At 55.7% G+C, this 24,414-nt stretch carries 21 protein-coding genes; 7 read left to right on the top strand and 14 right to left on the bottom strand.

Annotation, left to right across the window (positions count from 1 at the left end):
- Positions 1 to 71: 71 nt before the first annotated feature.
- Positions 72 to 2,219: a TonB-dependent siderophore receptor gene (locus tag ACMGGS_RS13355; RefSeq protein ID WP_414163061.1), complete on the top strand. Its 2,148-nt coding sequence runs from the start codon at positions 72 to 74 to the stop codon at positions 2,217 to 2,219.
- Positions 2,220 to 2,377: 158 nt separating this feature from the next.
- On the opposite strand, the gene ACMGGS_RS13350 is transcribed toward ACMGGS_RS13355, so the two are convergent.
- Together ACMGGS_RS13350 and ACMGGS_RS13345 are read right to left on the bottom strand one after the other, a co-directional pair.
- Complete coding sequence (locus ACMGGS_RS13350) at positions 2,378 to 2,719, bottom strand: RamA family antibiotic efflux transcriptional regulator (RefSeq protein ID WP_414163060.1); 342 nt, start codon at positions 2,717 to 2,719, stop codon at positions 2,378 to 2,380.
- A gap of 30 nt (positions 2,720 to 2,749) precedes the next feature.
- Entirely contained in the window at positions 2,750 to 3,850 is a 1,101-nt protein-coding gene (locus ACMGGS_RS13345) for an MBL fold metallo-hydrolase (protein WP_414163059.1), read from the bottom strand.
- Positions 3,851 to 4,037: 187 nt separating this feature from the next.
- Here ACMGGS_RS13345 and ACMGGS_RS13340 point away from each other — a divergent pair, with 187 nt between their 5' ends.
- The gene (locus ACMGGS_RS13340) at positions 4,038 to 4,619 is read left to right on the top strand and encodes a TetR/AcrR family transcriptional regulator (RefSeq protein ID WP_194205365.1); all 582 of its coding nucleotides are present in this window, start codon (positions 4,038 to 4,040) and stop codon (positions 4,617 to 4,619) included.
- Between the two features lie 166 nt (positions 4,620 to 4,785).
- Positions 4,786 to 5,439: an oxygen-insensitive NAD(P)H nitroreductase gene (nfsB, locus tag ACMGGS_RS13335; RefSeq protein ID WP_414163058.1), complete on the top strand. Its 654-nt coding sequence runs from the start codon at positions 4,786 to 4,788 to the stop codon at positions 5,437 to 5,439.
- A gap of 220 nt (positions 5,440 to 5,659) precedes the next feature.
- Here nfsB and ACMGGS_RS13330 read toward each other — a convergent pair whose 3' ends face one another.
- On the bottom strand, positions 5,660 to 6,529 hold the full coding sequence (locus ACMGGS_RS13330) for a helix-turn-helix transcriptional regulator (RefSeq protein WP_414163057.1): 870 nt from the start codon (positions 6,527 to 6,529) through the stop codon (positions 5,660 to 5,662).
- A gap of 107 nt (positions 6,530 to 6,636) precedes the next feature.
- On the opposite strand from ACMGGS_RS13330, the gene ACMGGS_RS13325 reads away from it, so the two are divergent.
- From ACMGGS_RS13325 to ACMGGS_RS13315, 3 genes are all read left to right on the top strand, one after another.
- Positions 6,637 to 8,076: an MFS transporter gene (locus tag ACMGGS_RS13325; protein WP_414163056.1), complete on the top strand. Its 1,440-nt coding sequence runs from the start codon at positions 6,637 to 6,639 to the stop codon at positions 8,074 to 8,076.
- A 276-nt stretch (positions 8,077 to 8,352) separates the two neighbouring features.
- A complete protein-coding gene (locus ACMGGS_RS13320; RefSeq protein WP_414163055.1) occupies positions 8,353 to 9,090 on the top strand; it encodes a Slam-dependent surface lipoprotein in 738 nt (245 codons plus the stop codon).
- Positions 9,091 to 9,126: 36 nt separating this feature from the next.
- Positions 9,127 to 10,563: a surface lipoprotein assembly modifier gene (locus ACMGGS_RS13315; RefSeq protein ID WP_414163054.1), complete on the top strand. Its 1,437-nt coding sequence runs from the start codon at positions 9,127 to 9,129 to the stop codon at positions 10,561 to 10,563.
- On the opposite strand, the gene ACMGGS_RS13310 is transcribed toward ACMGGS_RS13315, so the two are convergent.
- The 9 genes from ACMGGS_RS13310 to ACMGGS_RS13270 form a co-directional block, all read right to left on the bottom strand.
- Positions 10,560 to 11,540 (bottom strand): LacI family DNA-binding transcriptional regulator, encoded by a 981-nt coding sequence (locus ACMGGS_RS13310; protein ID WP_414163053.1) that lies wholly within the window; start codon positions 11,538 to 11,540, stop codon positions 10,560 to 10,562. The two genes, ACMGGS_RS13315 and ACMGGS_RS13310, sit on opposite strands and share 4 nt — an antisense overlap.
- A gap of 78 nt (positions 11,541 to 11,618) precedes the next feature.
- The gene (locus ACMGGS_RS13305) at positions 11,619 to 12,764 is read right to left on the bottom strand and encodes a Gfo/Idh/MocA family protein (RefSeq protein WP_414163052.1); all 1,146 of its coding nucleotides are present in this window, start codon (positions 12,762 to 12,764) and stop codon (positions 11,619 to 11,621) included.
- Entirely contained in the window at positions 12,761 to 13,789 is a 1,029-nt protein-coding gene (locus ACMGGS_RS13300) for a sugar phosphate isomerase/epimerase family protein (RefSeq protein ID WP_414163051.1), read from the bottom strand. The genes ACMGGS_RS13305 and ACMGGS_RS13300 overlap by 4 nt, the downstream gene beginning before the upstream one ends.
- Before the next feature lie 14 nt (positions 13,790 to 13,803).
- Positions 13,804 to 15,045, bottom strand: coding sequence for an MFS transporter (locus ACMGGS_RS13295; RefSeq protein WP_414163050.1), 1,242 nt, complete (start codon positions 15,043 to 15,045; stop codon positions 13,804 to 13,806).
- Between the two features lie 220 nt (positions 15,046 to 15,265).
- Complete coding sequence (gene pheP, locus ACMGGS_RS13290; protein WP_414163049.1) at positions 15,266 to 16,654, bottom strand: phenylalanine transporter; 1,389 nt, start codon at positions 16,652 to 16,654, stop codon at positions 15,266 to 15,268.
- A 116-nt stretch (positions 16,655 to 16,770) separates the two neighbouring features.
- Complete coding sequence (locus tag ACMGGS_RS13285; protein WP_414163048.1) at positions 16,771 to 18,966, bottom strand: TonB-dependent receptor; 2,196 nt, start codon at positions 18,964 to 18,966, stop codon at positions 16,771 to 16,773.
- A 55-nt stretch (positions 18,967 to 19,021) separates the two neighbouring features.
- Positions 19,022 to 20,110, bottom strand: coding sequence for a YncE family protein (locus tag ACMGGS_RS13280; RefSeq protein WP_414163047.1), 1,089 nt, complete (start codon positions 20,108 to 20,110; stop codon positions 19,022 to 19,024).
- Between the two features lie 306 nt (positions 20,111 to 20,416).
- A complete protein-coding gene (locus ACMGGS_RS13275; protein ID WP_414163046.1) occupies positions 20,417 to 20,896 on the bottom strand; it encodes a ferritin-like domain-containing protein in 480 nt (159 codons plus the stop codon).
- 159 nt (positions 20,897 to 21,055) lie between these two features.
- Positions 21,056 to 21,235 carry a general stress protein gene (locus ACMGGS_RS13270; RefSeq protein ID WP_414163045.1) on the bottom strand — a complete coding sequence of 60 codons (180 nt, stop codon included), beginning with the start codon at positions 21,233 to 21,235 and terminating at the stop codon, positions 21,056 to 21,058.
- A gap of 370 nt (positions 21,236 to 21,605) precedes the next feature.
- Here ACMGGS_RS13270 and ACMGGS_RS13265 point away from each other — a divergent pair, with 370 nt between their 5' ends.
- Positions 21,606 to 22,724, top strand: a complete 1,119-nt coding sequence (locus ACMGGS_RS13265; protein WP_414163044.1) for an AI-2E family transporter — start codon at positions 21,606 to 21,608, stop codon at positions 22,722 to 22,724.
- 199 nt (positions 22,725 to 22,923) lie between these two features.
- Here the strand turns inward: ACMGGS_RS13265 and ACMGGS_RS13260 are convergent, their stop codons facing one another.
- Entirely contained in the window at positions 22,924 to 23,541 is a 618-nt protein-coding gene (locus ACMGGS_RS13260) for a 2-dehydro-3-deoxy-6-phosphogalactonate aldolase (protein WP_414163043.1), read from the bottom strand.
- Positions 23,525 to 24,409 carry a 2-dehydro-3-deoxygalactonokinase gene (locus ACMGGS_RS13255; RefSeq protein ID WP_414163042.1) on the bottom strand — a complete coding sequence of 295 codons (885 nt, stop codon included), beginning with the start codon at positions 24,407 to 24,409 and terminating at the stop codon, positions 23,525 to 23,527. Before ACMGGS_RS13255 ends, ACMGGS_RS13260 begins: the two co-directional genes overlap by 17 nt.
- Between the last annotated feature and the right edge of the window lie 5 nt (positions 24,410 to 24,414).

The raw sequence follows: 24,414 nt of genomic DNA, 5'->3' as shown, positions 1-24,414 counted from the left end.
TTCATCTCCCGCTATTGAGGTCATCAATACGGGATTTTCTATGGCATCGTTCACGGGGTTTTATTTAAAACATGTTTAAAAATAATAAGATAATGCATCTCTGGTTAATGAGTATAGCCACCGCAGCAATCAGCCATCAGGCGCTGGCTGCCGAGGAAACCATGGTCGTCACGCAGGGAAACAGTGAAGATCCCACCGCGCCGCTGAAAGGGATGGTGGCGACTAAAACGCTGTCGGCGACGAAAACCTCGGCGGATCTGGTCAAAACGCCGCAGTCGGTCTCCGTTGTCACACGCGATCAGATGGACGCGCTGGATGTGACCTCCGTGTCGCAAGCGCTGCGCTACACGCCGGGTGTGTTTACCGAGTATCGCGGCTCATCTAACCGTAATGATGAAGTGTTCGTGCGCGGTTTTAGCTACGTGCCGAAATTTCTCGACGGCCTGAGCTTCGGGGCCACCGCCTCATCGCAAACCGGCACCGTCGATCCGTGGCTGCTGGAGCGGGTGGAACTGGTGCGCGGCCCGGCCTCCGTCCTGTTCGGTCAGGTTAACCCTGGCGGCCTGATTAGCATGACCAGTAAACGTCCCACCAGCGAACCTGTTCATGAAGTGCAGTTCCGCACCGGTAATCACGATCTGGCGGAAGGTGCGTTTGATTTCGGTGGCCCGCTAAGCGACGACGGACGGGTGCTGTACCGCCTGAACGGTATCGCCCGCACGCAGCATAATCAGGTGGAAGACTATAAAGAAACGCGGATGGCGATTGCCCCGGCGATCACCTGGTTTCCCAACGATCAGACCCGCTTTACCCTTCTGACCAGCTACCAGAAAGATCCCGATGCCGGTTATCGTAACTTCCTGCCGTACTACGGCACGGTGGTCAGTGCCAACGGCCAGTATATTCCGTGGGATTTTAACGTCAGCGATCCGAACTACGACCAGTCCTGGCGCGAGCAGACAATGGTGGGATATGAGTTTGAGCATCAGTTCAACGATGTTTTCACCTTCCGTCAGAACGCCCGTTACGCCACTATCAAACAAAAGTATCGCTACCTGGTGTATGCCAACAGCGCGGCCAACAGCACACTGCTAACCCGTCGCGCGCAGCATGAGGAGCGCGAAACCACTGAATTCGGCCTCGATAACCAGCTTGAGGCGCGCCTGGCAACCGGCGCGCTCGATCACACCGTGCTTGGCGGAGTTGATTATAAATCCAGCCATGATAAGCAGTATCTGGGGCGCGGTGCCGGTAGCCAGTACGACATGGACTGGACGCAGCCAGTGTATGGCGTCAACGTCGATGAAAGCACTTTCGCTACCATGACCAACGAGCAGCAAAACCTCGATCAGATGGGAGTTTATCTTCAGGATCAGATGAGCTGGAATAACTGGGAACTGCTGCTTTCCGGGCGCTATGACTGGTCGGAAGTGCGTACGACTGATTTAACCGCCTCTGACAAAACGCAGCAAAACGATGATAAGTTTACCTGGCGTACCGGCCTGCTTTACGCTTTCGATTTTGGTCTGTCGCCTTATGTAAGCTACAGCACCTCGTTTGAGCCTAATCTGCAAACCAACCGCGCGCCTGGCACCGCACCATTCGCGCCAACCACCGGTAAACAGGCGGAAGTAGGACTGAAGTATCAGCCCGCAGACAATACGCTGATGAGCGTGGCGCTCTACGATCTGCGCCAGAACAATGTGCCGACCTATAACAGCACCGAAGGCTGGTTTGAAAATGCCGGTGAAGTGCGCTCGAAAGGCGTTGAGACCGAGATCCATTCCGCGCTGTGGAATGAGACGGTCAACCTGATCGGCTCTTATACGTATACCGATGCTGAGGTCGCCAGCACTACGGTCGCCGGAACCGAAGGTAAAACGCCGGCGCGTATTCCAACGCATATGGCTTCCGCGTTTGCCAGTTATACCTTCCCCGGTGGCCCGCTGAAAAGTCTGACTGCCGGCGTTGGTATGCGCTACCTCGGCACCAGCTATGGCGATGCAAAGAACACCTTCAAAGTGCCGTCGGTGGATCTGTACGATGCGATGGTGAGCTACGAACTGGGCGAGCTGAACAGCAACCTGAAGGGTGCAACCGTCAAGTTTAACGTCAATAACGTGGCGGACACCAAATACGTAGCGTCATGTGCCAGCGATACCGCCTGCTTCTACGGTATTGGCCGCACGATGACCGCAACGCTGGGTTATTCCTGGTAAGAAAAGCGCAGCGCCCCGCCGGTGATGCCCGGCGGCGCTTCGCTTGCACGGGCCTACAGTGCGGGCCAGTCCGTTGATAGCGCCAGTTTTTGTAGGCCGGGCAAGCGAAGCGCCGCCCGGCATTACGCCCACGCCCTGGCTGAATATTTGAGCGCACCTCAGTGCGCGCGGCTGTGATTCTCTTTACGATAGGCCCCTGGCGGCTGATTAAAGGTGCGGGTAAAGACACGGGTAAAGGTTTGCTGCGATTCGTAGCCATACTTCAGGCAGATATCGTAGACGCGCTGATCGGTATCACGCAGATCGCGCGCCGCCAGCAGCAGTTTACGCTCGCGAATATAGCGCCCCAGACTTTCCCCTTTGTACTGCAGAAAAAGACGCTGCAAATGCCATTTTGAATACCCGGAATGGCGGGCGATTTCTTCAATGCGCAGCGGCTGATGCAGATTGTCATCTATCCACTCGACGATGGTGTCGATAACCTGAGCGGAAATGGTCATATGGCTCCCCCTCTCTCCTGTAATGGTGGTTTATTCCCACCAGGCACTAAATTGATGCATACGATCTGAAATGTTTACCGGTTCGCCTAACTGCGGCGTTAACAGGCGGTACGGTTTATTCAGACTGGCCTGCGCCAGCCTTTTATAGGGATCGTCCCAGGTATGTTTTGCCAGCACAAAACGCCCAGAATGACCGGGTAAAATCGCGCTGGCGTTAAGATCGACCGCCGCCTGTGCCGTCTGCTCCGGCATCATGTGAATGTATTTCCAGTCTTCGTCGTACTGACCATTTTCCATAATCGCCAGATCCACCGCGCCAAACTGCTCGCCAATGGCTTTAAAATGCGGTCCGTAGCCCGAGTCGCCGCTGTAATAAAGCTTCTCTTCCGGCGTGACGAACATAAAGCTGGCCCATAGCGTCTGGTTGCGTTTCAGTCCGCGCCCGGAGAAATGGCGGGCAGGCAGAACGTGTACCGTTAACTGGTCATCCACAATAATCGCCCGATTCCAGTCGGCTTCGGTAATAATGTCCGGATTCATACCCCAATAACGCAGATGGGAACCTACGCCCAGCGGTGTAATGACCCGGTGGATTTTCGGCATGAGCGCGCGAATGGTGGCGTAATCGAGATGATCGTAGTGATCGTGCGAAATGATCAGCAGGTCGATCTCCGGCATTCCCTGCGCGGTCCACGGATAGTCGCCGTCAAACGCTTTATTCAAAAACGAAAACGGCGCGGCGTAGGCGCTGAAGACCGGGTCAATCAGGATACGTTTGCCGCCCAGTTGCAAATACCATGAGGAGTGGCCTAACCAGACGGCGACCTCCTGTTCTGGCGGAAGGCTTGCCAGATCGGTTTTCACCAGCGGCAGCGGCTGCGCGGGTCGTGAATTTTCCCGCCGGGTGGTCAGAAACTCCCACCACGCGGCCAGCATGTTTTTCTTGCCGGTAAACCCCGGCGTGGGAAGCTGATTATGAAATTGTCCGTCGCGGTAATGCGGCGATTTCTCGACTTCCGTCAGCCCGTTCCCCTGCGGGGCCTGGCCGAATCCGGCGTTGCATACAAACGGTAAACTTGCTGCGCAGGCGATCATCATTACGGCAACCACACTTATTATTAGACGCTTCATATCCTGACCTGGAACACGCCTTTTCCGTAAGACGGTGTAATGTGACTTGATTATGAGTGAGTAAGCACTCATTATAGAAAGAGACCGAATGTCGTCAAGACGTTTTTCATTTTTTGACATTCGCCGTTGAAGTGCCGCTAAGGGCATGTTTCAATCGTGGTTTTTACAGACAGAAAGGTAAAGCGTAGTGGCTCGTCCGAAGAGTGAAGATAAAAAACAGGCGTTACTGGAAGCGGCGACCATCGCTTTTGCGCAATCCGGGATCACCGCATCAACCGCTACCATCGCCCGCAGCGCGGGGGTTGCAGAGGGAACGCTGTTCCGCTATTTCGCCACCAAGGACGATCTCCTTAACGCGCTTTATCTCCATCTTAAACAGCAGCTCTGTCGGGCAATGCTGGCCAATCGCGATCCTGCGGTTGTCGATCCGGTGGAAAACACCCGCTATATCTGGAATAACTACATCGACTGGGGCATGCAGAACCCACTCGGCAACCGTACCGTGCGCCAGCTGGCAGTGAGCGAGAAGATCACCAAAGAAACAAAACAGCAGGTGGAAGATATGTTCCCGGAGATGAAAACGCTGTGTCGCCAGTCTATCCTGCCGGTATTTAAATCAGAAGAATTCAATGCCTTCGGCGATGCCTGCTTCCTCGCACTGGCCGAAACCACCATGGAGTTTGCGACGCGCGAACCTGCCCGCGCCAGCGAATTTAAAGCCATTGGTTTTGAAACCATGTGGCGTGCGCTTTCCACCGAGAAAGCCTGATGTCGGTGAGGCGTTGAATATTCCCGCCTCCGCCCTTTGAGATTTGTCGCACAAAACGATAATAGTTATCGACGTAAGCCGCTTTATTTTTTCCGTCCGGCAGCGCTACTCTGCTGTCCGTCGGGCGCACCCGCGCGGTGCGCATTCAACATCACCAGGAGTTGTTATGGATATTGTTTCCGTTGCCTTAGCGCGTTATTCCACCAAGGCATTCGATCCGAGTAAAAAACTGACCGCTGAGCAGGCTGAACATCTGAAAACGCTGCTGCGCTATAGCCCCTCCAGCACCAACTCGCAGCCGTGGCACTTTATCGTCGCCAGCACGGAAGAAGGTAAAGCGCGCGTGGCAAAATCCGCTGCCGGTACCTACGTGTTTAACGAGCGTAAAATGCGTGATGCCTCACACGTGGTGGTGTTCTGCGCCAAAACCGCAATGGATGACGCCTGGCTGGAACGCGTGGTTAATCAGGAAGAGGCCGATGGCCGCTTCGCCACTCCCGAAGCGAAAGCCGCCAACCACAAAGGCCGTACATTCTTCGCCGATATGCACCGTAAAGATCTGCAAGACGATCATCACTGGATGGCAAAACAGGTTTACCTGAACGTCGGTAACTTCCTGCTGGGCGTGGCGGCGATGGGTCTGGACGCCGTGCCGATTGAAGGCTTTGACGCCGCTATTCTTGATGAGGAGTTCGGCCTGCGCGAACAAGGCTACACCAGCCTGGTCGTGGTGCCGGTCGGCCAGCATAGCGTGGAAGATTTCAACGCTGCCCTGCCGAAATCCCGCCTGCCGTTCAGCACCACGCTGACCGAGTGCTAATCTTCTGGCGCGCGAGGGGTCGCGCGCCTTTTATGCTGTGCCCTCGCTTACCGGATGCCCGGTTGCTGACAAAGCGTCATGCCGGATGGCGGCTGCGCCTTATCCAGCCTACAGATAGTGAGCGTTAATTCATTCAGGCGGCGTGATGCCGAAAAATTGTAGGCTGGGTAAGCGAAGCGCCACCCGGCACGTATATCTCATCAACAAACGTCATTGACTATTACGCCCCGGCATCCAGCCGCGCCAGCGCCTTCTCCCCGGCCTCATCTACCGGCAAATACACCAGCAGTCGCGAACCGTTACGCGGCGCGGAGTACCAGTACATCTGCTGAAGACTGAAGCAGCCTACCAGCGGGTGATTAAAGCTCTTGAGCTGGTTTTCCACGCCGCGGACGTCATAGCGCTGGTGCCACAGCGCCTCAAACTCCGTTGAGACAGCAAAAAAACGCGCCAGCTTATCTTCCCATGCCGCCTCGCCGCGATGCTCCGCCATGGCGGCGCGAAAATACGAAACGAAGGTCGGTAAGACATCCGGGTTGCCCAGGCGGCTACGCCAGCCAGGATGGGTTAAATAGAGATAGATGCAGTTGCGATCGGCTTCTGGCAACGTACTGAAGTCGACGCCCATCAGGCGGCAAAAGCTGTCATTCCAGGCGACGATGTCAAAATTGGGTTTCTGAATGCTGGCGGGTTGCGGCATCAGGCTGTCAAGCAGCCGCCGGGTGCCCGCACTGATGCCTTCACACTGCGCCAGTTGCGGGCTTTCCGGCGGCGTTAATCCGGCCAGCACGAAAATGTGACGCGTCTCCAGCGGCGAACATTGCAGCGCCGCGGCAACCGCGGTCATTACGACGGGGGATGGGTTAACGTCCCGCCCCTGCTCCAGCCAGGTATACCAGGTGACACCGACATCCGCCAGCATCGCCACCTCTTCGCGCCGCAATCCCGGTGTGCGACGTCTCCCGCTGCGCGGCAGGCCAAGGCGCTGCGGATCGAGGCTTTCACGCCGCGCACGCAAAAACGCGCCAAGCTGTTTGCGCGTGTCGTCCTGCGGCAGGATCGGCGCTTCACGTTCGCTTATCAGGCTCATAGTCTCTCCAGCCGGGTAGTGCCAGTACCAGTATAAGCAGGAACTGGTACCGGTTTTTCGATTCAGCGATGCTACGTCCATTCGCTGAATGACGCAATGGAGTGACCATGAAAACGTCCGCTGTTTCACCCGGCCGTGCGGCCCTGATTTTATTGTTAACCGGCCAGATGCTGCCGCTGATTGATACCTCAATTACCAATGTGGCGCTGGAATCAATCACCCAATCGCTGCACGCCAGCGCCACCCAGCTTGAGCTTATCGTCGCGCTGTATGGCGTAGCCTTCGCGGTGTGTCTGGCGATGGGCAGCAAGCTTGGCGACAACTACGGTCGCCGCCGCCTGTTTATGTGGGGCGTGGCGGCCTTCGGCGTCGCCTCGCTGCTGTGCGGAATGGCGACCACCATAACGGAACTGCTGGCGGCGCGCATTTTACAGGGCGCAGGCGCGGCGTTGATCGTGCCGCAAATTCTGGCGACGCTACACGTCACGTTAAAAGGCAGGGCGCACGCGCGGGCGATAAGCCTGTATGGCGGCATTGGCGGTATTGCTTTTATCGTCGGGCAGATGGGCGGCGGCTGGCTGGTCTCCGCCGATATTGTCGGGCTGGGCTGGCGCAACGCCTTTTTTATCAATGTGCCCATTTGCATGCTGGTACTGGCGCTGAGTCGACGCTACGTGCCGGAAACGCGTCGCGAAATGCCTTCCCGTATTGACTGGCAGGGTACTTTTTTGCTGGCGGCAATCCTCTGCTGTCTGCTCTTCCCGCTGGCGCTGGGTCCGGAACTGCACTGGCCGTGGCCGACGCAGGCGGCGCTGCTGGCCATTGTGCCGCTGGGACTGTGGATGCGTGCCAGTGCACAGCGTCAACAAGCCCGGGGCGGACAACCTCTTCTGCCGCCGCGCCTGCTGCAGCTCGCCAGCATCCGCTTTGGCATGATTATCGCCCTGCTGTTCTTCAGCGCCTGGTCTGGCTTTATGTTCTGCATGGCGCTGACGATGCAAAAAGGTCTGGGGATGGCTCCCTGGCAGTCCGGCAACAGCTTTATTGCGCTCGGCATCGCCTATTTTGCCTCCGCACTGTACGCCCCGCGGCTGATCGCCCGTTACAGCACCGGGCGCATCCTGATGACCGGTCTGGCGGTGCAGATGGTGGGACTGCTGGCGCTGATGTACACGTTCTGGCGTTTTGACAGCGCGACTACCGCGCTGGCGCTGGTGCCCTCGACCATACTCATTGGCTACGGGCAGGCGTTGATCGTCAACAGCTTTTATCGGGTGGGGATGAAAGATATCAGCGCCTGCGATGCCGGTGCGGGCAGTGCGATCCTCAGCACCCTGCAACAGGCGACGCTGGGATTAGGGCCTGCGGTGCTGGGATCGTTATTTCTGGCGCTGGCGCACCACGGCCATGGCAATTACCCGCGGGCGATGGTCGGTTTTCTCGGCGTGGAAACGGTGATGATGGTGTTATTAGGTGTCGTCGCCGTGGCCTATCGCCAGCGTCTTTTTATCGCAGTCGATAATCGCTGTGTGTCCGTAAAAGGATAAAATACCTCGCCGGCGGGTTAAAAATAATGCCCGCCGGGGATATTTCATCCCTACTAATAATTAGGGTGCAGGGATAACGAATTAAAAAACACCTTAATAAAAAGGTATAAAATTCAGCTTGTTACAATTCCACTAATTTCAATTTCCGTTAAGTCATTAGCCGCTCGCCTTCCCAACCAGGACTATTCTTATAATCCATGTAAAAAAATATGTCTTAATATGTCCAAAATCTTATTTTCCTCGTTGGCATATTTCCTCTGAAACAGGACGTTTACTATGGCTTACATTAAACCTGCAATTTTGCTTTCCCTGCTTGCGCTTACTGCCTGTGGCGGCGGTGGTGGCGGCGGTCATCATGATAGTGGTTCAGCACCAGAGACCAGTACACCGTCTCAGCCGGATACCGGCACCACACCAGCACCAGAGCAGCCCCAGTCGCCGCCGGAAAGTAAGGCCACGCTGGGCAGCGTTTCCGGCGTCACCTATACCACGCCGGATGGCATTGAATATCAGATGCGTCGTGATGGCATTACGTTTGGCGGTACCTGGACGGAAGGGCTGGTCAAAGCTGACGGCACCCGGGTTTCCAGCACCAGCTGGTGTTGTGGCCCGATGAGCTACACCCTGTTCGGTAGCTGGACGTCGCAGGAAAAAGGCGAGCACGGCGTGTTCTACAGTGGAGAAGGCACCGCAGCGGCCAATGTGCCGACGCAGGGCACCGCGACCTATGTCGGTTCCGGTATGCGTGACGGCGTGCGTACCGACGCCAGCTTTAACGTCGATTTCGCCGCGAAAACCATCAACGGTAACATCACGGGCAACGACGATTTTGGTTCAGCGGTGGCGATGCAGGGCACTATTGTTGACGGCGGCTTCAGGGGTGACGCGCAGTCCGGCGGCGATAACGGCACCTTTGTCGGCCACTTCAACGGTCCTGCGGCGGAAGAACTGGGCGGTATCGCGGAATTTGCCGATACCAGCAAAAGCGCGTCGTTTGGCGCAACAAAACAATAATATTTTACCGGCCAGCATCGCTGGCCGGTTTTCCTGATGATGGTAATCTGCGGTATGTCCTCCCTGCGCCTGCGCTCCCTGTTATTAACCTGTTTTTTACCCGCTGTCGCCACGGCGGCTCCCACGGACAATACCCTGATCCCGGCGGCCCCCCATTTCGAACGCTTAACGCCAAAAACGACGGGTGAAACGGTTTCCGGCGATACGCTGCACGTCTCAGATCAGCAGCTTGCGGCGCAGCCGGAACTGGCGAAAGCGCTACTGGATCAGGCGGTGCGCGATGAAGCCTGGCCGGTGGTGAAAAGCGTTCTGCCCCTTTACGAACGCTCACCCGCCCCGGACAGGGTACTCATTCACTATGCGAAAGCGGGCGTAGCGCGCAGTGAAGGTCACTATGGCGAGGCGATTAAAAACTATCGGGCGATCCTCAGTGAGCATCCTGATTTCGCCGCCGTGCGTCTCGACCTCGCCCGTGCGCTGTACGAAGACCGGCAGTTTGATGCCGCAGAATATCATTTTGAACGGGTGAGAGCCGCCAGTCTGCCGCCTGAGGTGGCGCAGCGCATTGACGCCTACCTTCAGCGCATCCAGTCACAGGATCGCCTGACGGGAAATCTCAGCCTCAGCTATCTTAACGACAGTAACGTGAATAACGCCTCGACCAATAAATATATTCGTATTGGCGATAAGCTGTTTATCCGTAATAAAGAGGCTTATCCGCAGCGTGGCGAAGGCTTCTGGTTTAACGGCGCGCTACAAAAAGATGTGCACCTTTATGATCGCCATTCCCTTCGTTTTCTCGGCACGGTAACGGGCAAAAGCTACTGGAACAATCATCGCTTCGACGATATTACCAGCCGCCTGTACGCCGGATATCGCTGGCAGGATTTTCGTCAGCAAATCTCGCTGCTGCCCTTTTATGAGAAACGCTGGTACGGCACCGAAGCTTATTCTTCCGGGCCGGGTATGCGCATGGAGTACAGCTATTTACTCTCTCCGGCGTGGCAAGTCAGTCAGGTGCTGGAATATCAAAAGCTGCATTACGACAATGCGCAGTATGATTTTTTAGCCGGGGATAACCGCTACGTTTCAACTACCCTGTCGCATGTGATTAACGCGCGGCTGTCGGTGTTTGTCGGCGGCGATGTGGCGTGGCAGAACACCACCACCGCCAGCGAAACGAACCAGCGCTATAGCCTGCGCAGCGGGCTGGAAACAGATCTGCCGTGGGGCGTGTCGGCTGGCCTGATGGGGGCGCTCGCTAAACGTCATTATGACGATGACAACGATATTTTTGGCGTTCGCCGTCAGGATGATGAGCAGATTGCGATGGTGTCACTCTGGCATCGCGATCTGCATTTTATGTCGGTGATGCCAAAGCTGAATTTCGTCTACAAAAAGGTTAACAGTAATATTGATTTCTACGATTATACCCAGCGCAATGTCTACCTGACGCTGGATAAACGCTTTTAGGCGCTGGCGCGGGTAGTCAGATGCCACGCCATCATCACCCGTTCGGCTCTGGCGTCAGGATTGTCGATTTTATTGAGCAGCAGCCCGACGGCCTTACGGCCCATTTCATGCGACGGCTGTTCAACGGTGGTGAGCTGGGGAGAGATCATTTCCGCCAGTTCGGTGCCGTCGAAACCAACCACCGCAATATCATCCGGCACGTTCAGCCCGGCCTGTTCAATGGCACGGATCGCCCCGGCGGCCAGGGTATCGGAAACCGCGAAAATAGCGTCGGGCCGACGCTCTGCCGCCAGCAGTTTTTCAGCAGCGGCTTTTCCGGCTGCCACGCTCAGCTCACTGGCATATTCGACGGACTGAAACGCCAGACTGCGGGTATGGATCACGCTTTTATAACCGCGCTCGCGCAGGCGAGCATATTTATAGCTGAGATCGTGATTAATCAGCGCAATGCGCTGCCGGCCTTTATCCGCCAGCCAGGAAACGACATGCTGAGCGGCATCGACATCATTAATGCCCACGCAGGAAACCGCGCCGCTGTCGGCGTATTCGGCGCACTGCACCCACGGCGCATCGCCAATCATCGTAGACAGTTCTGGCAGCTTAGAAAAAGCATCCATCGTGATAATGCCGTCAACGATTTTGCCTGACAGCAGCTTCAGGCCGGAACGTGAGCGTTCGATGTCCGAACCGGAGTTACAAAGCAGAATGCGGTAGCCGTTTTTCTCTGCCTCTTCTTCGATACCTTTCACCACCGCCGCGCAAAACGGGTTGGCGATATTGGAGACCATCACCAGGATCATATAACTGCGCGCGGTCCGCAATTGCCGGGCCAGCAGGTTGGGCTGATAGTTACTTTCCGCAATGGCCGCCAGCACACGTTCGCGGTTTTTCGCTTTGACGGTATCGCTGTTATTAAGCACGCGCGATACCGTCGCCACCGAGACACCGGCGAGACGGGCAATTTTTTGAATGGACATAGTGACGGCAAATCCTGCGGTTAGCGTTCAGAATTGCAGGCTATCATAAAACCATTGCCCGGCGAACCGGGCAATTATTTACTGCCCGACGCGTACCCAGCGCTGCTCCTGATGGCTTTTTACAATCGCCTCAATGAGATACATCACGTTTGCACCGTCATAAAAAGAGGCGAAGGACTCAGAACGTGACGGTTTTCGCCCTTCCCGCACCGCCTGATAAAACTGACCGAGCATGTTTTTAAAGGCGTCCGGCCAGCCTTCGATATGACCGCCGGGGAAATGAGCGCTGGCGGCCACGTCGGCATTCATCAGGCCCGGATCGTCGCTCAGTAGCTGATTCGGCTGCGCACGCTGGCCGATCCATAGTCGCTGCGGCGTTTCCTGATCCCACGCCAGCGAGCACGCGCTGCCGTTGATTTCAAAACTCAGGCGGTTTTTCCGTCCGGCGCTGACCTGCGAAACGTGAAAGCAGCCTTTGCTGCCGTCCTCAAAACGGAACAGGACCGAGCCGATGTCCTCGGTGGAGACCGGGCGATCGACATAACGAGCGTCATCGTCGTGGCTGAAGGTCGCCGCGCCGGAGGCGCTGGCTTTACGCGTCGGCCAGACAATCGACAGGTCGGCCATCACCTCGACAATGCGCTTGCCAGTGACAAACTGCACCGTATCGCACCAGTGCGAGCCGATATCCGCCACTGCCCGCGATGCGCCGCCCTGCGCGGCATCCACCCGCCAGTTGTAGTCGGTCTCCAGCAGCATCCAGTCCTGCAAATAGGTGCCGTGTGCGGAAAAAAGCCGTCCGACGCTCCCCGCCCGGCGCATACTGGCCGCCTGCTGGACCATCGCGAACTGGCGATAAACAAAACTCACGCCGTGCACCACGCCCGCCTGTTCGGCCAGTTGCACCAATTCGTGCGCTTCTTCGCCCGTCATACATAGCGGCTTTTCGGAGAAAACATGTTTCCCCGCCCGCAGGATCTGCCGGTTAATCGCCGCGTGAAGGTGGTTAGGCGTGCAGTTATGCACGACCGCCAGCCCCGGATGCGCCAGCAGCGCGTCCACGTTGTCGTAAGCATGGGGAACATTGAGCGCCCGCGCTTTGCTTTCTGCGGCCTCACGCGTGCTGTCGCACAGCGCCACCACCTCGACATCCCCCAGCCGACGCAGCGCTTCCAGATGCGCCGGGCCGATAAACCCGCTACCAATAATGCCGACCTGAATCATTTACGCACCCCACTACCGGCGGCAAAATCGTCAAAAGCATGTGCGGAAACCGGAATGATGTGGCGACGGATAAACTCGCTGCCTTCGCGCGCGCCCGTTTCTCCGTCTTTCAGACAGCACTCCCACTCCAGTACCGCCCAGCCGGCATAGTCATACTGCGTCAGCTTGCTAAAAATGGTTTTGAAATCGACCTGCCCGTCGCCCAGCGAGCGGAAGCGCCCTGCCCGCTCAAGCCACGGCTGATAACCGCCGTAAACGCCGCTGCGCCCGTTCTGGCGGTATTCAGCATCCTTAACGTGAAAGGCTTTGATCCGCGAATGGTAGATATCGATCCACGTCAGATAGTCAATGTGTTGCAGCAGCAGGTGGCTCGGATCGTAGAGCATATTGCAGCGCGGATGGTTATCGACCTTCTGCAGGAAGCGCTCAAAGGTAACGCCATCGTGCAGGTCTTCACCCGGATGGATTTCGTAGCATACGTCTACGCCGTGCTCATCAAAACAGTCGAGGATCGGCCGCCAGCGCTGCGCCAGCGCGTCAAAAGCCTCTTCCAGCAGCGCGGCGTTGTGTGGCGGCCACGGGTAAAAGTACGGCCACGCCAGCGCACCGGAAAACGTTGCGTGGGCGGTCAGGCCGAGACGTGCGGATGCCGCCGCTGCCTGTTTGAGAATATCTGTTGCCCAGGCCTGACGCGCCTGGGCATTGCCGCGCACCTCCGGCGGCGCGAAGCCATCAAACGCCGCATCATAGGCCGGATGCACCGCCACCAGTTGCCCTTCCAGATGAGTGGATAGCTCGCTGATAACCAGCCCGTGAGCGGCCAGCTTGCCGCTAACCTCATCGCAGTAAGTCTGGCTCTCCGCCGCCCGTTGCAGGTCGAAAATCGCTTTGTTATGACAGGGGATCTGCAACGCCTTATAGCCCAGCCCCGCCGCCCATTCGGCCAGCCCCTCCAGGCTGTTAAACGGCGGCTGGTCACCGAGAAACTGCGATAAAAAAAGCCCCGGTCCCTTAATGGTTCTCATAAACACCTCCAGAATTACTCAGGCTCTTTCTCGTTATAGTGGAAAGAGAAAAGAAAAATCAGTGCGATAACGGCGGCAGCAATGGCCGGGATCCACCAGAAGGTCACCCACGCCTGCGGCACGGTTTGTCCGGCCACCAGGCGGTTATACAGCGCGCCGGAGATCTGCGATCCAAGCAGCATTCCGATACCGTAAGTGAACATGACGATCATGCTTTGCGCCTGGCCTTTGACCTTTTCGCCGGCCACACGGTCGGTATAGATAAAGCCGACGACAAAGAAGAAATCGTAGCAAACGCCGTGCAGCAGGATGCCGAGATACAGCAGCGCCCGCGCTTCTTCATTCACCCCGAGCGCAAACAGCGCGTAACGCACAAACCAGGCGAGCATGCCGATCAGCAGCATATATTTGACGCCAAGGCGACGGAACAGCAGCGGGATGACCAGCATAAAGACGATTTCCGACATCTGGCCGAAGGACATGGCGGTGCTGACGTCGCCGACGCCCGCGTCAGAAAGGTACGACGCGGTGTACGCGTAGTAGGTACCCAGCGGCACCGAAATCAGCGTGGCGCACAGCGAGAAGATAAAGAAGTGGCGCGTTTTCAACAGCGCGAAGGCGTCGGCGCAGAACAGATCGCGCACCTGGATCGGCAGCCCTTTCGCGGGCGCAGGCGTGTGTGGCAGCGTCAGGCTATAGAGCGCCAGCGCCACCGAGCAGATCGCGGCGAGAGTAAAGATACCGGTAGTGTCGGAAATCCCGGTCACGCCAATAAAAATCCCCGCCACAATCCAGCCGATAGTGCCGAAAACGCGCACCACCGGGAAGGTTTTATCGATGTTCGCCAGGCTGTGAAAGGCAATGTTATTGGTCAGCGCCAGCGTCGGCATATAGCACAGCGTATAGCCAAACAGCAGGCCGATCAGCAGTGCGCCGTTCTGCGACACCAGCGCCTGCGGCACAAACCACAGGATGATCGCCCCAAGCAGGTGCATGACTGCCATCACCTTTTGCGAGGCGAAGAAGCGATCCACCAGCATCCCCAGCACGAACGGCGAGAGAATGGAGGCGATCGGCCCGGCGGAGAACGCATCGCCAATCAGCAGCGACATGTTGTGCTGGGTCATCACCAGCCCGAGCGTCACCGACCAGCTTCCCCAGATAAAAAACTGTAAAAACATCATTAACGACAGACGCGGCACCAGCAGGCGGTACTGAACGCCTCCTCTGCCCGTGGTTTCAGTTGTAGATACCATTTTTCGCTCCACCCTTAAAAGTAATCGATTACAAAGCACGTTTAATCTGAAAGTAATCGATTACAAAAAAAGATCGAGCGTCTTGTAATGAAAGTGCGAGAGCGATCACGAACAAAAAAGCAGCAGCGATCCACCGCCACTTCAGGTGCGTAATTCAGGGTTCAAGCAGATCGTTACGAACAGGGCCTGCGCTATCCGGCAGGCCCGTTGCATTGAAAGGTTATGCTTTACGACGCAGACATTTGAAGGCAATAAACAGGAACAGGACCCACATCGGCAGCAAAATCGCCGACAGACGCATCTCCTCCATGGTGCACATCAGCCCCAGGATCATCAGCAGAAAGGCAATGCAGATATAGTTACTGGCCGGGGAAAGCAGCGCTTTAAATTTCGGCAGGCGTCCTTTGCGACGCATCGCTGCGCGGAATTTAAGATGTGCCAGGCAAATCATGATCCAGTTCAGCAGCAGCGTCGCCACCACCAGCGCCATCAGCAGGCCGAAGGCTTGTTTTGGCAGCAGGTAGTTGATCAGCACCACCAGCGAGGTAATCACCGCGGAGAGCAGCAGCGAATTGACCGGCACGCCGCGACGGCTGACGCGGGTGAGGAATTTCGGCGCGTTGCCCTGAACCGACAAGCCAAACAGCATCCGGCTGTTGGAATACACCCCGCTGTTATAGACCGACAGCGACGCGACCAGAATCACCATGTTCAGTGCAGAGGCCACCAGGTTACTGTCGAGATCGTGAAAAATCATCACAAACGGGCTGCTGCTGGATTTGATATCCATCCACGGATAGAGCGCCAGCAGGACCACCAGCGAACCGATATAGAAAAGCAGAATGCGATAAACCACCTGATTGACCGCTTTGGGAATCGATTTCTCTGGATCGCGCGCTTCCGCAGCCGTAATGCCGATCAGTTCAAGGCCGCCGAAGGAGAACATGATCACCGCCAGCGACAGGATCAGACCGTGCCAGCCGGTCGCCAGAAAGCCGCCGTGGACCCACAGGTTGCTCAGCGTCGCACGCTCGCCGCCATGGCCGGAGACCAGCATCCAGATGCCGAAACCAATCATGCCAATAATGGCGAGCACTTTGATCAGCGCAAACCAGAACTCGGTTTCGCCATAAAGACGCACGTTAACCAGGTTAATCGCATTGATCACAATGAAGAACGCTGCCGCCCAAATCCAGGTCGGGACATCCGGGAGCCAGTACTGCATGTAGATGCCGGCCGCCGTCAGTTCCGCCATGCCGACCAGCACGAACATCACCCAGTAGTTCCAGCCGGAGAGGAAGCCCGCGAACGGTCCCCAGTATTTGTAAGCAAAATGAGCGAAGGAGCCGGAGACCGGTTCTTCCACCACCATCTCGCCAAGCTGGCGCATAATGAGAAAAGCGATGATCCCGGCGATAGCATATCCCAGCACCACTGCCGGGCCTGCCATCTGAATGGCCGGGCCAATGCCGAGGAACAACCCGGTACCGATAGCGCCGCCCAGCGCGATCAATTGAATATGTCGGTTTTGTAAACCGCGGTGTAATGCTGGATTATTTTCTGAAGACGCATCCGCAGAGTGTCCGGATGTCAGTGACGCGTTTTTCACGCCCTACCCCTGTGCTATTTATATTAAGGGGCACCTTTTAACACTTATAGATGTCACACTTCAAGTTACGCGGCGAGAACGGGCTTCCCTGCCCGCCTTACGAGGTGCTCTTATAATCAGAAGTCGTAGCTCATGGAGACTTTGACCGTGCGCGGTTCACCTTCAAAGATGTAGGTGCCGTTATCTTCAACGCCCGACCAGTATTTCTCGTTGGTAACGTTATCCACGCCGACACGTACTACCATGTCGTTCTTCTCCTGATTCAGGTGCATACGATAACGCACGCCCAGATCCAGCGTGGTGTAATCATCCAGCTTTTTAGTATTCGCGGCATTGGCATACTGCGAACCGGAGTGGTTCACTCGCGCGGTCGCCGTCAGACCATCCACCGGTTTGATGTCATATTCCGCCCCGAGCACCATATAGAAGCGCGGTACGCCAATCGCATCTTTACCGTTATTCACGCCGCCTTTGGTTTTGGTCATTTCCGGATCCAGCCAGACGGTGCTGCCGTTCAGACGCAGCCCCAGCGTTGGCTCGCCAAACACGTTCAGCTCAACGCCACGGTTACGCTGCTCGCCATCCAGCGCGTAGACGCCGGTCACGCTGTCCTGAAGCGCAGACGGTTTTTTGATTTCAAACAGCGACAGTGAACCGCCGACGCGCTCGAAGTCGACTTTCACGCCCACTTCGTTTTGTTTGGAGTGCGCAATACCGGTGCTCTTACCGTAGTTGGTGGCCGTTTTCGGTGCCACGCTGCCAGGCTGCAACGCTTCGGTATGGTTGGCATACAGGGAGAGTTCTTCCCACGGCTTGTACACCACGCCATAGGTCGGCATCCAGCGGCTTTCGGTGTAGCGGCTGGTGGTATCTTCCGCGCCGGTGGCGTTACTGTAGTTACGCACCACCACTTTCTGATGACGTGCGCCGACGGTGAACAGCAGTTGATCGTCCAGTACGCCGAGGGTATCGCTTAACAGCCAGCCCTGGGTGCGGTTACGAGTGGTGGTCAACGGATCGGAGTAGTTGCCGCCGAACAGCGTGTTGTCCGGGATCGGCACCGCATGATTATCATAGATATTGGTGGTCGGATTAACGGACGACATCGTCCATGCGGTTTTATCTTTTTCGATTTGCGCCGAGTACCCGACGTTCACTTTGTGGGAAACAAAACCGGTATCGAAATCACCGCGCAGGCCGCCCATTCCGCTGTATGCGTCGGTAATACGGTTAGTATCCAGACGTCCGGCGGTCGCATCACCATTAGCGTTAAGCAGTTTTGGCCCGCTGTAAACGCCGGTTTCATGCGCGTGCTGCATGCCGAGCGCGGCATAGGCGGTCCAGTTGTCGGTCAGATCGTATTCGCTTTTTGCCATCCCGAATTCGTTTTCGATATCGCTGAAGGCCCATTTCTGACTGTAGTTTTTGGTCGGATCCGGCACGCGGGGGATAAAATCAACGCCGCTGATGTTCAGGCCGGTCTCACCGCCGTGGAAGGTTTTTTTCTGGTAGCCGAAGTCCAGCGAGGAGCGCAGGCGGTCACCACGGTAATCAAGGCCAATGGCGGCCAGCGTAGTGCGGTGTTTATCGTCTTCTACCGCCGTCTCGCCTTCGCGATGCACCAGGTTTACGCGCGCGCCAAACTGGTTGTTATCACCAAAGCGGCGTCCGGCGTCTACCGTACCACCGACCTGAGAGTCAGAGGTGTAGTCCACGCCAACCGTGGCGTTTGGCGTATCCTGCGCGCGCTTCGGCTCAAGGTTGATCATCCCGCCAACGCCGCTGCTTGCCGCGCCGTTGACCAGCGCATTCGCGCCTTTAAAGATCTCGATGCGCTCCAGCATCTGCGTGTCCATCACCTGACGCGGCACCACGCCCGGCAGACCGCCGAAAGTCATGTCGTCGCCGTCCAGCTTAAAGCCGCGAATACGGTAGGTTTCGGCATAGTTCCCGTAACCCTGTACGGCCTGCACGCCTGCATCATTGCTGACGACATCGGCAATGGTTTTCGCCTGCTGATCCTGAACCAGCTTCGAGGTGTAGCCGATGACGTTAAACGGCACATCCATCGCCTTTTGCTCGCCGAGCATCCCCATGCGCCCGCCGTGGGCAATCTGCCCGTCCAGATAGGCCGGAACCAGATCGTTGCCGCCCGGCGTGAAATCCGCCTCCGGCGTCGCCTGGACCACAATGGTATCTTCTTTGGTTTTGCTGTCGTCCGCAGGAGCGGCCCAGACGGAATGGCTTGCCGCGCCGATGGCCAGCGCCAGCAGCGTTTTACGCAGCGGGAATGAAACGTTGGTGTTGTGCATAATTCACTCGAAAAAAGGGTAAAGTGAAAAAAAGGCCCGTCTCCGGGCCGGATATTTATTTAGTCAAATCAATGCGAACCACGCTATCCGGTCCGCTGGTTGAGTGGTCTTTGTTGAACTTCTGCTTCACGGTCACAAACAGTGTCTGGCCATCGGCAGAGAGTTCCAGGCTGTTCGGGTTCGGTGGCAGATCCCACGTTTGCTTCACGGCGTAAGAGGTGCCGTCGAGGCTGACCACTTTGCCACCATCGCGACGGGAGACGTAAATTTCGTTGCGTTTGGCGTTGTATTTCACCGACAGCGAATCGCCGATATCGAGCTGCTTAAGCACGTCACCGCTACGGATATCCAGCACCAGCGTGGTTTTGGCTTTCGAGTTGTCGGTCACGAACAGACGACCGGTTTCGCTGTCTTCTGCGATGTTCAGCAGTAGCGCCGGTTTATCACCCAGCGGTTTCCAGCGATGTTCAATACGATTGGTGCGCGGGTTGATCACCAGAATTTCGCCGCCGCCATTGGCCGCATACAGACGATCGGTTTTTTCGGAGTAATGCAGACCGGTCATCCATTTACCGGTATTTTTAATGCGGGTTTTCAGCTTCAGCGTTTTCGCATCAACTACCCAGATGATTGCCGGATCGGCAACAGCGCCGATATACAGCGTGTTGTTATGCAGCAGGATCTGGCGCGCGCCGTAAGGGAAGCCTTCGTCGTTACGCTCCGGGAACAGAATGCGGTTTTTGACTTTGCCGTCGGCGGTGTTGATGGCGCTGACGCCGCCGTCCAGAGAATTGGTGACATACAGGGTTTGCCCGTCGTCGGACAGTGCGAGGGCAAAGTTTTTCAGATCGGTATGGCTGGCCCCAATGGTTTTCAACGTGCGCGGGTCAAGTTTGTAGACTACCCCACCCTGCACATCCTTGAAGCCTTCAGAACTGGCAACGTACAGCGCATCCCCTTTCGGGCTGAGCGCCATTTCATACAGGCCATCCGCCAGATCGCGTTTTTGTACATTCGCAGGCAGCGCAGCGGCAGTGGTTTTCTGAGGTTCAGCAGCAGGTTTGGTCGCGGTGGACTGGTGCGCCGTGCAGCCGCTCAGCGCGACGGTCATCAGCAGCGCAAGGGCGGAGATTTTCATTTTCATCAGGGAAGTCCTTCACCTTCGAAATAGCAAAAACGTGGAGGCATCCCGGATTATGATTTTTCGTTCCGGTCATTCTTACGCGCGCTCCACCGTGTGCCTCAGTGTTTCCCTGTGAAAGCGTTCACTGTCGTGCAGGTAGGTCCATATCGCGCCTGCGAATAACAAAGAGAATGAGAACTATACTCATTCTCTTTGTATTATCAAGTCTAAATGTTACAAGGATTAACGACGGGAAATATAGGGCGGAGGTAAAAGCGAGGTTGAAAAAGACAATCCCGGCAGCTAACTACCGCCGGGGAAAGGGTTTTATTTACCGCCTTCAGCGATAACGGTCAGTTTACTGTCAGTTGCTTTTTCTTCTTTTAACGTTGCTTCAAGCAGTTTTGCCGCCTCGTTATAACCCAGTTTGAGCGCCAGCGTTCTCAACGTACCGTAAGAGGCAATTTCATAGTGTTCCACTTTCTGCGCGGCCCCGATCAGCCCGGCGTCGCGAAGCTCCCCCGCTTCAACGGATTCAATAATTTCCTGCGCTTCTTCTGCCAGTCCTTCGAGAGCATGACATTTCATGCGCTTGATACGCACCCCTTCCGTCACCTCCACCAGTTGATCGAGTCTTTCGATCTGACCCTGAGTTTCTTCAAGATGCGCTTCAAAGGCAGCCACTAATTTTGGCGAGGTGGCCGCTCTGGCCATTTTTGGTAATGCTTTGGTAATTTGTTTCTCGGCGCTGTAAATATCTGATAATTCATGAATGAATAAATCATTCAGGCTTTTTACCGCTGGCATAAATATTACCTCGTCGTCAAATACGAAATAAAATGGCACCGCTGATAAATATCAAGGTGCCACTGCTATTACGCTATTATAGCCCGTTAATCAGTACAGCATTGTCGCTACCGTTAAAGCGTAACGTCCTGAATTGATTAAGGTGCTATAAAAACATATTTATGAGGAAGAACGACCACCGCTGTGGCTGTTTTTACCACCTTTCTTGCCCGCTTCAGACGCGCGCTGTGGGTCGTTTTTAAAGTTGCCACCGCTCTGCTGGCCGCCTTTACGCCCGGCTTCAGCTGCGCGGTTTTTATCTGCTGCGAAATTACCTGAACCGCCACGATGTTGAGTCATAAAAATTACCTCATTACATGTTTAGGGTTGATAAATCAGGGCCTGCGCCCTTGCTAAGCAGAGTTAATACTAGTCGCTGCGCACAGCTTCGCAAGTCAATAAAAAACGCTATTTATCTCGGATCAATCTTATATTAACCAACATAATGTAAGCCTGGCAATGATATAAACGAAGCGGCAGAATAATAATCTCATCCATACTCTCTTATTAGTAATGGCATAAAAAGCAATGCAAAATGTAACCGATTAGAGATCAACCATTTTTCTCTCTGGGTGTTAAATCGTGGACAAAACGGTAAGGTTTCAAACACATGACAGGTTTGTATCTATACTCTACCCAATGTTAAACATGGTACTTACAGGATGTACTTATGAGATTCAAGGGTCTGACCAAGGGCTTTTTCATACTGATACTGGTCATTGTTACGTGGGCCTTCTTCGATGTGCTGGCACCTTACTATTCGGCAATTTTGTGGGCGGCTATTCTGGCGATCATTTTTTATCCGCTTAAAAACAAGCTTCGCGATAAGCTTGCAGACCGAAACGTACTGGCATCGTTACTGACGTTATTGATCATTTGTCTGATCGTATTCACGCCGTTGGCAGTCATTCTCTCTTCGTTAGCCATTGAAATTAACCTGGTTTACGGCAAGTTACAGCAGCATAACACCCAGTTCCCGGTGGTAATTGCCAATTTATTCGAGCATTTACCTGCCTGGGCGCGTCATTTCCTTGCCGAGCATGACCTCGACAACGCCACGCAGATCCAGCAAAAGCTCTCGGGGGTCGCATTGAGAGGCGGCCAGTATGTAGCGGGTAGCGCGTTCCTGATCGGTAAAGGCACCTTCGGCTTTACTATCAGCTTTGGCATTATGCTGTATTTGCTTTTTTTCCTGCTGAAAGATGGCCCTTATCTGGTACGCCTGACGCTCGAAGCGCTGCCGCTGTCGAAGTATATGAAGCATCACCTGTTTGCCAAATTTGCGGCGGTGTCGCGGGCTACGGTCAAAGGCACGGTGGTAGTGGCTATCGTGCAGGGGGTGCTGGGCGGCCTGGCGTTTTACATTGTCGGGATTGACGGCAGCATTCTCTGGGGCGCGCTGATGGCTTTCCTGTCGCTGGTTCCCGCCGTCGGTTCGGCGATTATCTGGGTGCCTGCAACTATTTATTTGTTCGCCACCAGCCAGTTGTGGCAGGGCTTTTTCATGATTGGCTTCTTTGTGGTGATCGTCGGGCTGGCGGACAATATCCTGCGTCCGCTGCTGGTAGGGAAAGACACGAAAATGCCGGACTATCTGATTCTGATCACCACCCTGGGCGGGCTGGAAGTGTATGGCATCAATGGCTTTGTGATTGGGCCACTGATCGCTGCACTGTTTATCGCCTGCTGGAACCTGCTTTCCGGTCGCGATCATCCAGGTAATGCCGACGAAATTGATGAGATTGTGATTGAGGAAGGACTGAATCACCCGGATGTGGAAGAAAAATAGCGATGAATGGCGCGACGGTGTCGCGCCATTCAGACTGCTGACAAACGTTATACCGCGGAATTATGCCTGGCGGCGCTCCGCTTGCACAGGCCTACAGGTTATGCATAACGCGTTGATATGGCTGATTTTCGTAGGCCGGGTAAGGCGAAGCCGCCACCCGGCAAAACGGCGCACAGAGCGAAACCGGGTGGCATCAACCTCAACGGTAATAGTCCTGCCAGGCCGTGATAAACGCCCGCGCTCTGGCGCGGGTATCCTCGACCGACTGCCCGGCGCGATAGAGGTCACTGCCTAATCCTGCTCCGGTGCACCCGGCCTTTAACCAGTCATGCAAATTTTCCGGCGTAACACCACCAACCGCCAGCAGCGGAATGTGTGCAGGCAATACCGCTTTCAGCGCGCTGACATACGCAGGCCCAAAGCATGACGCCGGGAAAAGTTTCAGCGCCTGCGCGCCATTCTCAAGGGCGATAAACGCCTCGGTGGCGGTGGCGCAGCCTGCATAGATTTTCATACCGTGCTCGCCGCTACGGCGGATCACCGCAGGATTGATATTGGGTGTTACCACCATTTTTCCCCCGAGCGACGCCAGCTCATCGACCTGATCCACGGTTAATATCGTGCCCGCGCCAAATAATCCGCGTCCGGGAAAGGCGCTGATAATACTGGCGACACTTTGCTGCCAGCGCGGAGAATTGGTCGGTATTTCAATCGCCGTAAAACCTGCCTCCAGTAGCGCCTCCACATGATGCAACACGGTTTCAGGATCAATTCCGCGAAGGATAGCGATAAGAGGAATATCAGTTGAATCGTGCATGAATGATGCTCCTTATACCCTGCAAAAAAGCAGCCTCGCCGGAAACGATTTCAGACGGGATCGCAATAAGATCCAGCGCAGTCTGGTAACGTTTTGCCAGCGCGTCGCCGCCAACAATGACGATGCGTTGTCCATGATGAGGACGATAAATTCGCTGCATTTGCGCAATTTCGGCACCAATTAACAGGCCAGACAGCCGCTCGCCTACTTCATCCTGCGCCAGTTTTCCCACTACCCAGGCCGCGCGGATTTCAAATAAGCGCGGTAAAATTTCACTGTCGTTAAGCCCGCATTCAAGGCCGTGGATAAACGCGTTACGGTCAGTTATTTGCGGCGGCAGGGCCTTACCAATAAGGGAGTGTGTCATCAGCAAGTGATGCATCTCTCCCGTCATTACCGTTTTAAAACGTGTCAGGCAGCCTTTATCGATCTCCACCCATTTGCAGTGGGTGCCGGGCAGGATATAGAGCGACGCCGGGGCCAGTTGCCATGCGCCTGCAAGCTGCGTTTCTTCGCCACGCATGATATTGCATTCGTGTTCGTTAAGGATGTTCACGCCGGGGACAATCCATGTCGAGGCATCAACCTGGCAAAGATGGTGAGCAAGATCGTGAAGCGGTAACGGGCAAGGCAGGTACGGTACGTTCTGCCAGCCCTGGTTACTGCCAATCATGCCCGCCATGATGACCGGGGGCGACGAAGTCTGCCAGCCATCGGTAATGGCATTCAGGATCTCGCGCGGATGCCGCCCCGCCAGACGCGTGATCCCGGCCTCCTGCTGACGGCTATCGACGCAGATACCCTGACTCAAATGCCAGGCGCGTAGCTGCGTCGATCCCCAGTCAATCGCAATAAAATTCTCTGTCATGAGTG

Origin of the sequence: Superficieibacter sp. BNK-5, from assembly GCF_047456055.1 — a bacterium.
Classification (GTDB): domain Bacteria; phylum Pseudomonadota; class Gammaproteobacteria; order Enterobacterales; family Enterobacteriaceae; genus Superficieibacter.
The sequence above is the reverse complement of the archived record's forward strand: the minus strand, read 5'-3'. Positions and strand labels throughout refer to the sequence as shown.

What these genes read in the sequence shown, in the direction of transcription:
- ACMGGS_RS13355 (WP_414163061.1), top strand. Translation starts at nt 72, where the DNA reads ATGTTTAAAAATAATAAGATAATGCATCTCTGGTTAATGAGTATAGCC.
- ACMGGS_RS13350 (WP_414163060.1), bottom strand. Translation starts at nt 2,719, where the DNA reads ATGACCATTTCCGCTCAGGTTATCGACACCATCGTCGAGTGGATAGAT.
- ACMGGS_RS13345 (WP_414163059.1), bottom strand. Translation starts at nt 3,850, where the DNA reads ATGAAGCGTCTAATAATAAGTGTGGTTGCCGTAATGATGATCGCCTGC.
- nfsB (WP_414163058.1), top strand. Translation starts at nt 4,786, where the DNA reads ATGGATATTGTTTCCGTTGCCTTAGCGCGTTATTCCACCAAGGCATTC.
- ACMGGS_RS13330 (WP_414163057.1), bottom strand. Translation starts at nt 6,529, where the DNA reads ATGAGCCTGATAAGCGAACGTGAAGCGCCGATCCTGCCGCAGGACGAC.
- ACMGGS_RS13325 (WP_414163056.1), top strand. Translation starts at nt 6,637, where the DNA reads ATGAAAACGTCCGCTGTTTCACCCGGCCGTGCGGCCCTGATTTTATTG.
- ACMGGS_RS13320 (WP_414163055.1), top strand. Translation starts at nt 8,353, where the DNA reads ATGGCTTACATTAAACCTGCAATTTTGCTTTCCCTGCTTGCGCTTACT.
- ACMGGS_RS13315 (WP_414163054.1), top strand. Translation starts at nt 9,127, where the DNA reads ATGATGGTAATCTGCGGTATGTCCTCCCTGCGCCTGCGCTCCCTGTTA.
- ACMGGS_RS13310 (WP_414163053.1), bottom strand. Translation starts at nt 11,540, where the DNA reads ATGTCCATTCAAAAAATTGCCCGTCTCGCCGGTGTCTCGGTGGCGACG.
- ACMGGS_RS13305 (WP_414163052.1), bottom strand. Translation starts at nt 12,764, where the DNA reads ATGATTCAGGTCGGCATTATTGGTAGCGGGTTTATCGGCCCGGCGCAT.
- ACMGGS_RS13300 (WP_414163051.1), bottom strand. Translation starts at nt 13,789, where the DNA reads ATGAGAACCATTAAGGGACCGGGGCTTTTTTTATCGCAGTTTCTCGGT.
- ACMGGS_RS13295 (WP_414163050.1), bottom strand. Translation starts at nt 15,045, where the DNA reads ATGGTATCTACAACTGAAACCACGGGCAGAGGAGGCGTTCAGTACCGC.
- ACMGGS_RS13285 (WP_414163048.1), bottom strand. Translation starts at nt 18,966, where the DNA reads ATGCACAACACCAACGTTTCATTCCCGCTGCGTAAAACGCTGCTGGCG.
- ACMGGS_RS13280 (WP_414163047.1), bottom strand. Translation starts at nt 20,110, where the DNA reads ATGAAAATGAAAATCTCCGCCCTTGCGCTGCTGATGACCGTCGCGCTG.
- ACMGGS_RS13275 (WP_414163046.1), bottom strand. Translation starts at nt 20,896, where the DNA reads ATGCCAGCGGTAAAAAGCCTGAATGATTTATTCATTCATGAATTATCA.
- ACMGGS_RS13270 (WP_414163045.1), bottom strand. Translation starts at nt 21,235, where the DNA reads ATGACTCAACATCGTGGCGGTTCAGGTAATTTCGCAGCAGATAAAAAC.
- ACMGGS_RS13265 (WP_414163044.1), top strand. Translation starts at nt 21,606, where the DNA reads ATGAGATTCAAGGGTCTGACCAAGGGCTTTTTCATACTGATACTGGTC.
- ACMGGS_RS13260 (WP_414163043.1), bottom strand. Translation starts at nt 23,541, where the DNA reads ATGCACGATTCAACTGATATTCCTCTTATCGCTATCCTTCGCGGAATT.
- ACMGGS_RS13255 (WP_414163042.1), bottom strand. Translation starts at nt 24,409, where the DNA reads ATGACAGAGAATTTTATTGCGATTGACTGGGGATCGACGCAGCTACGC.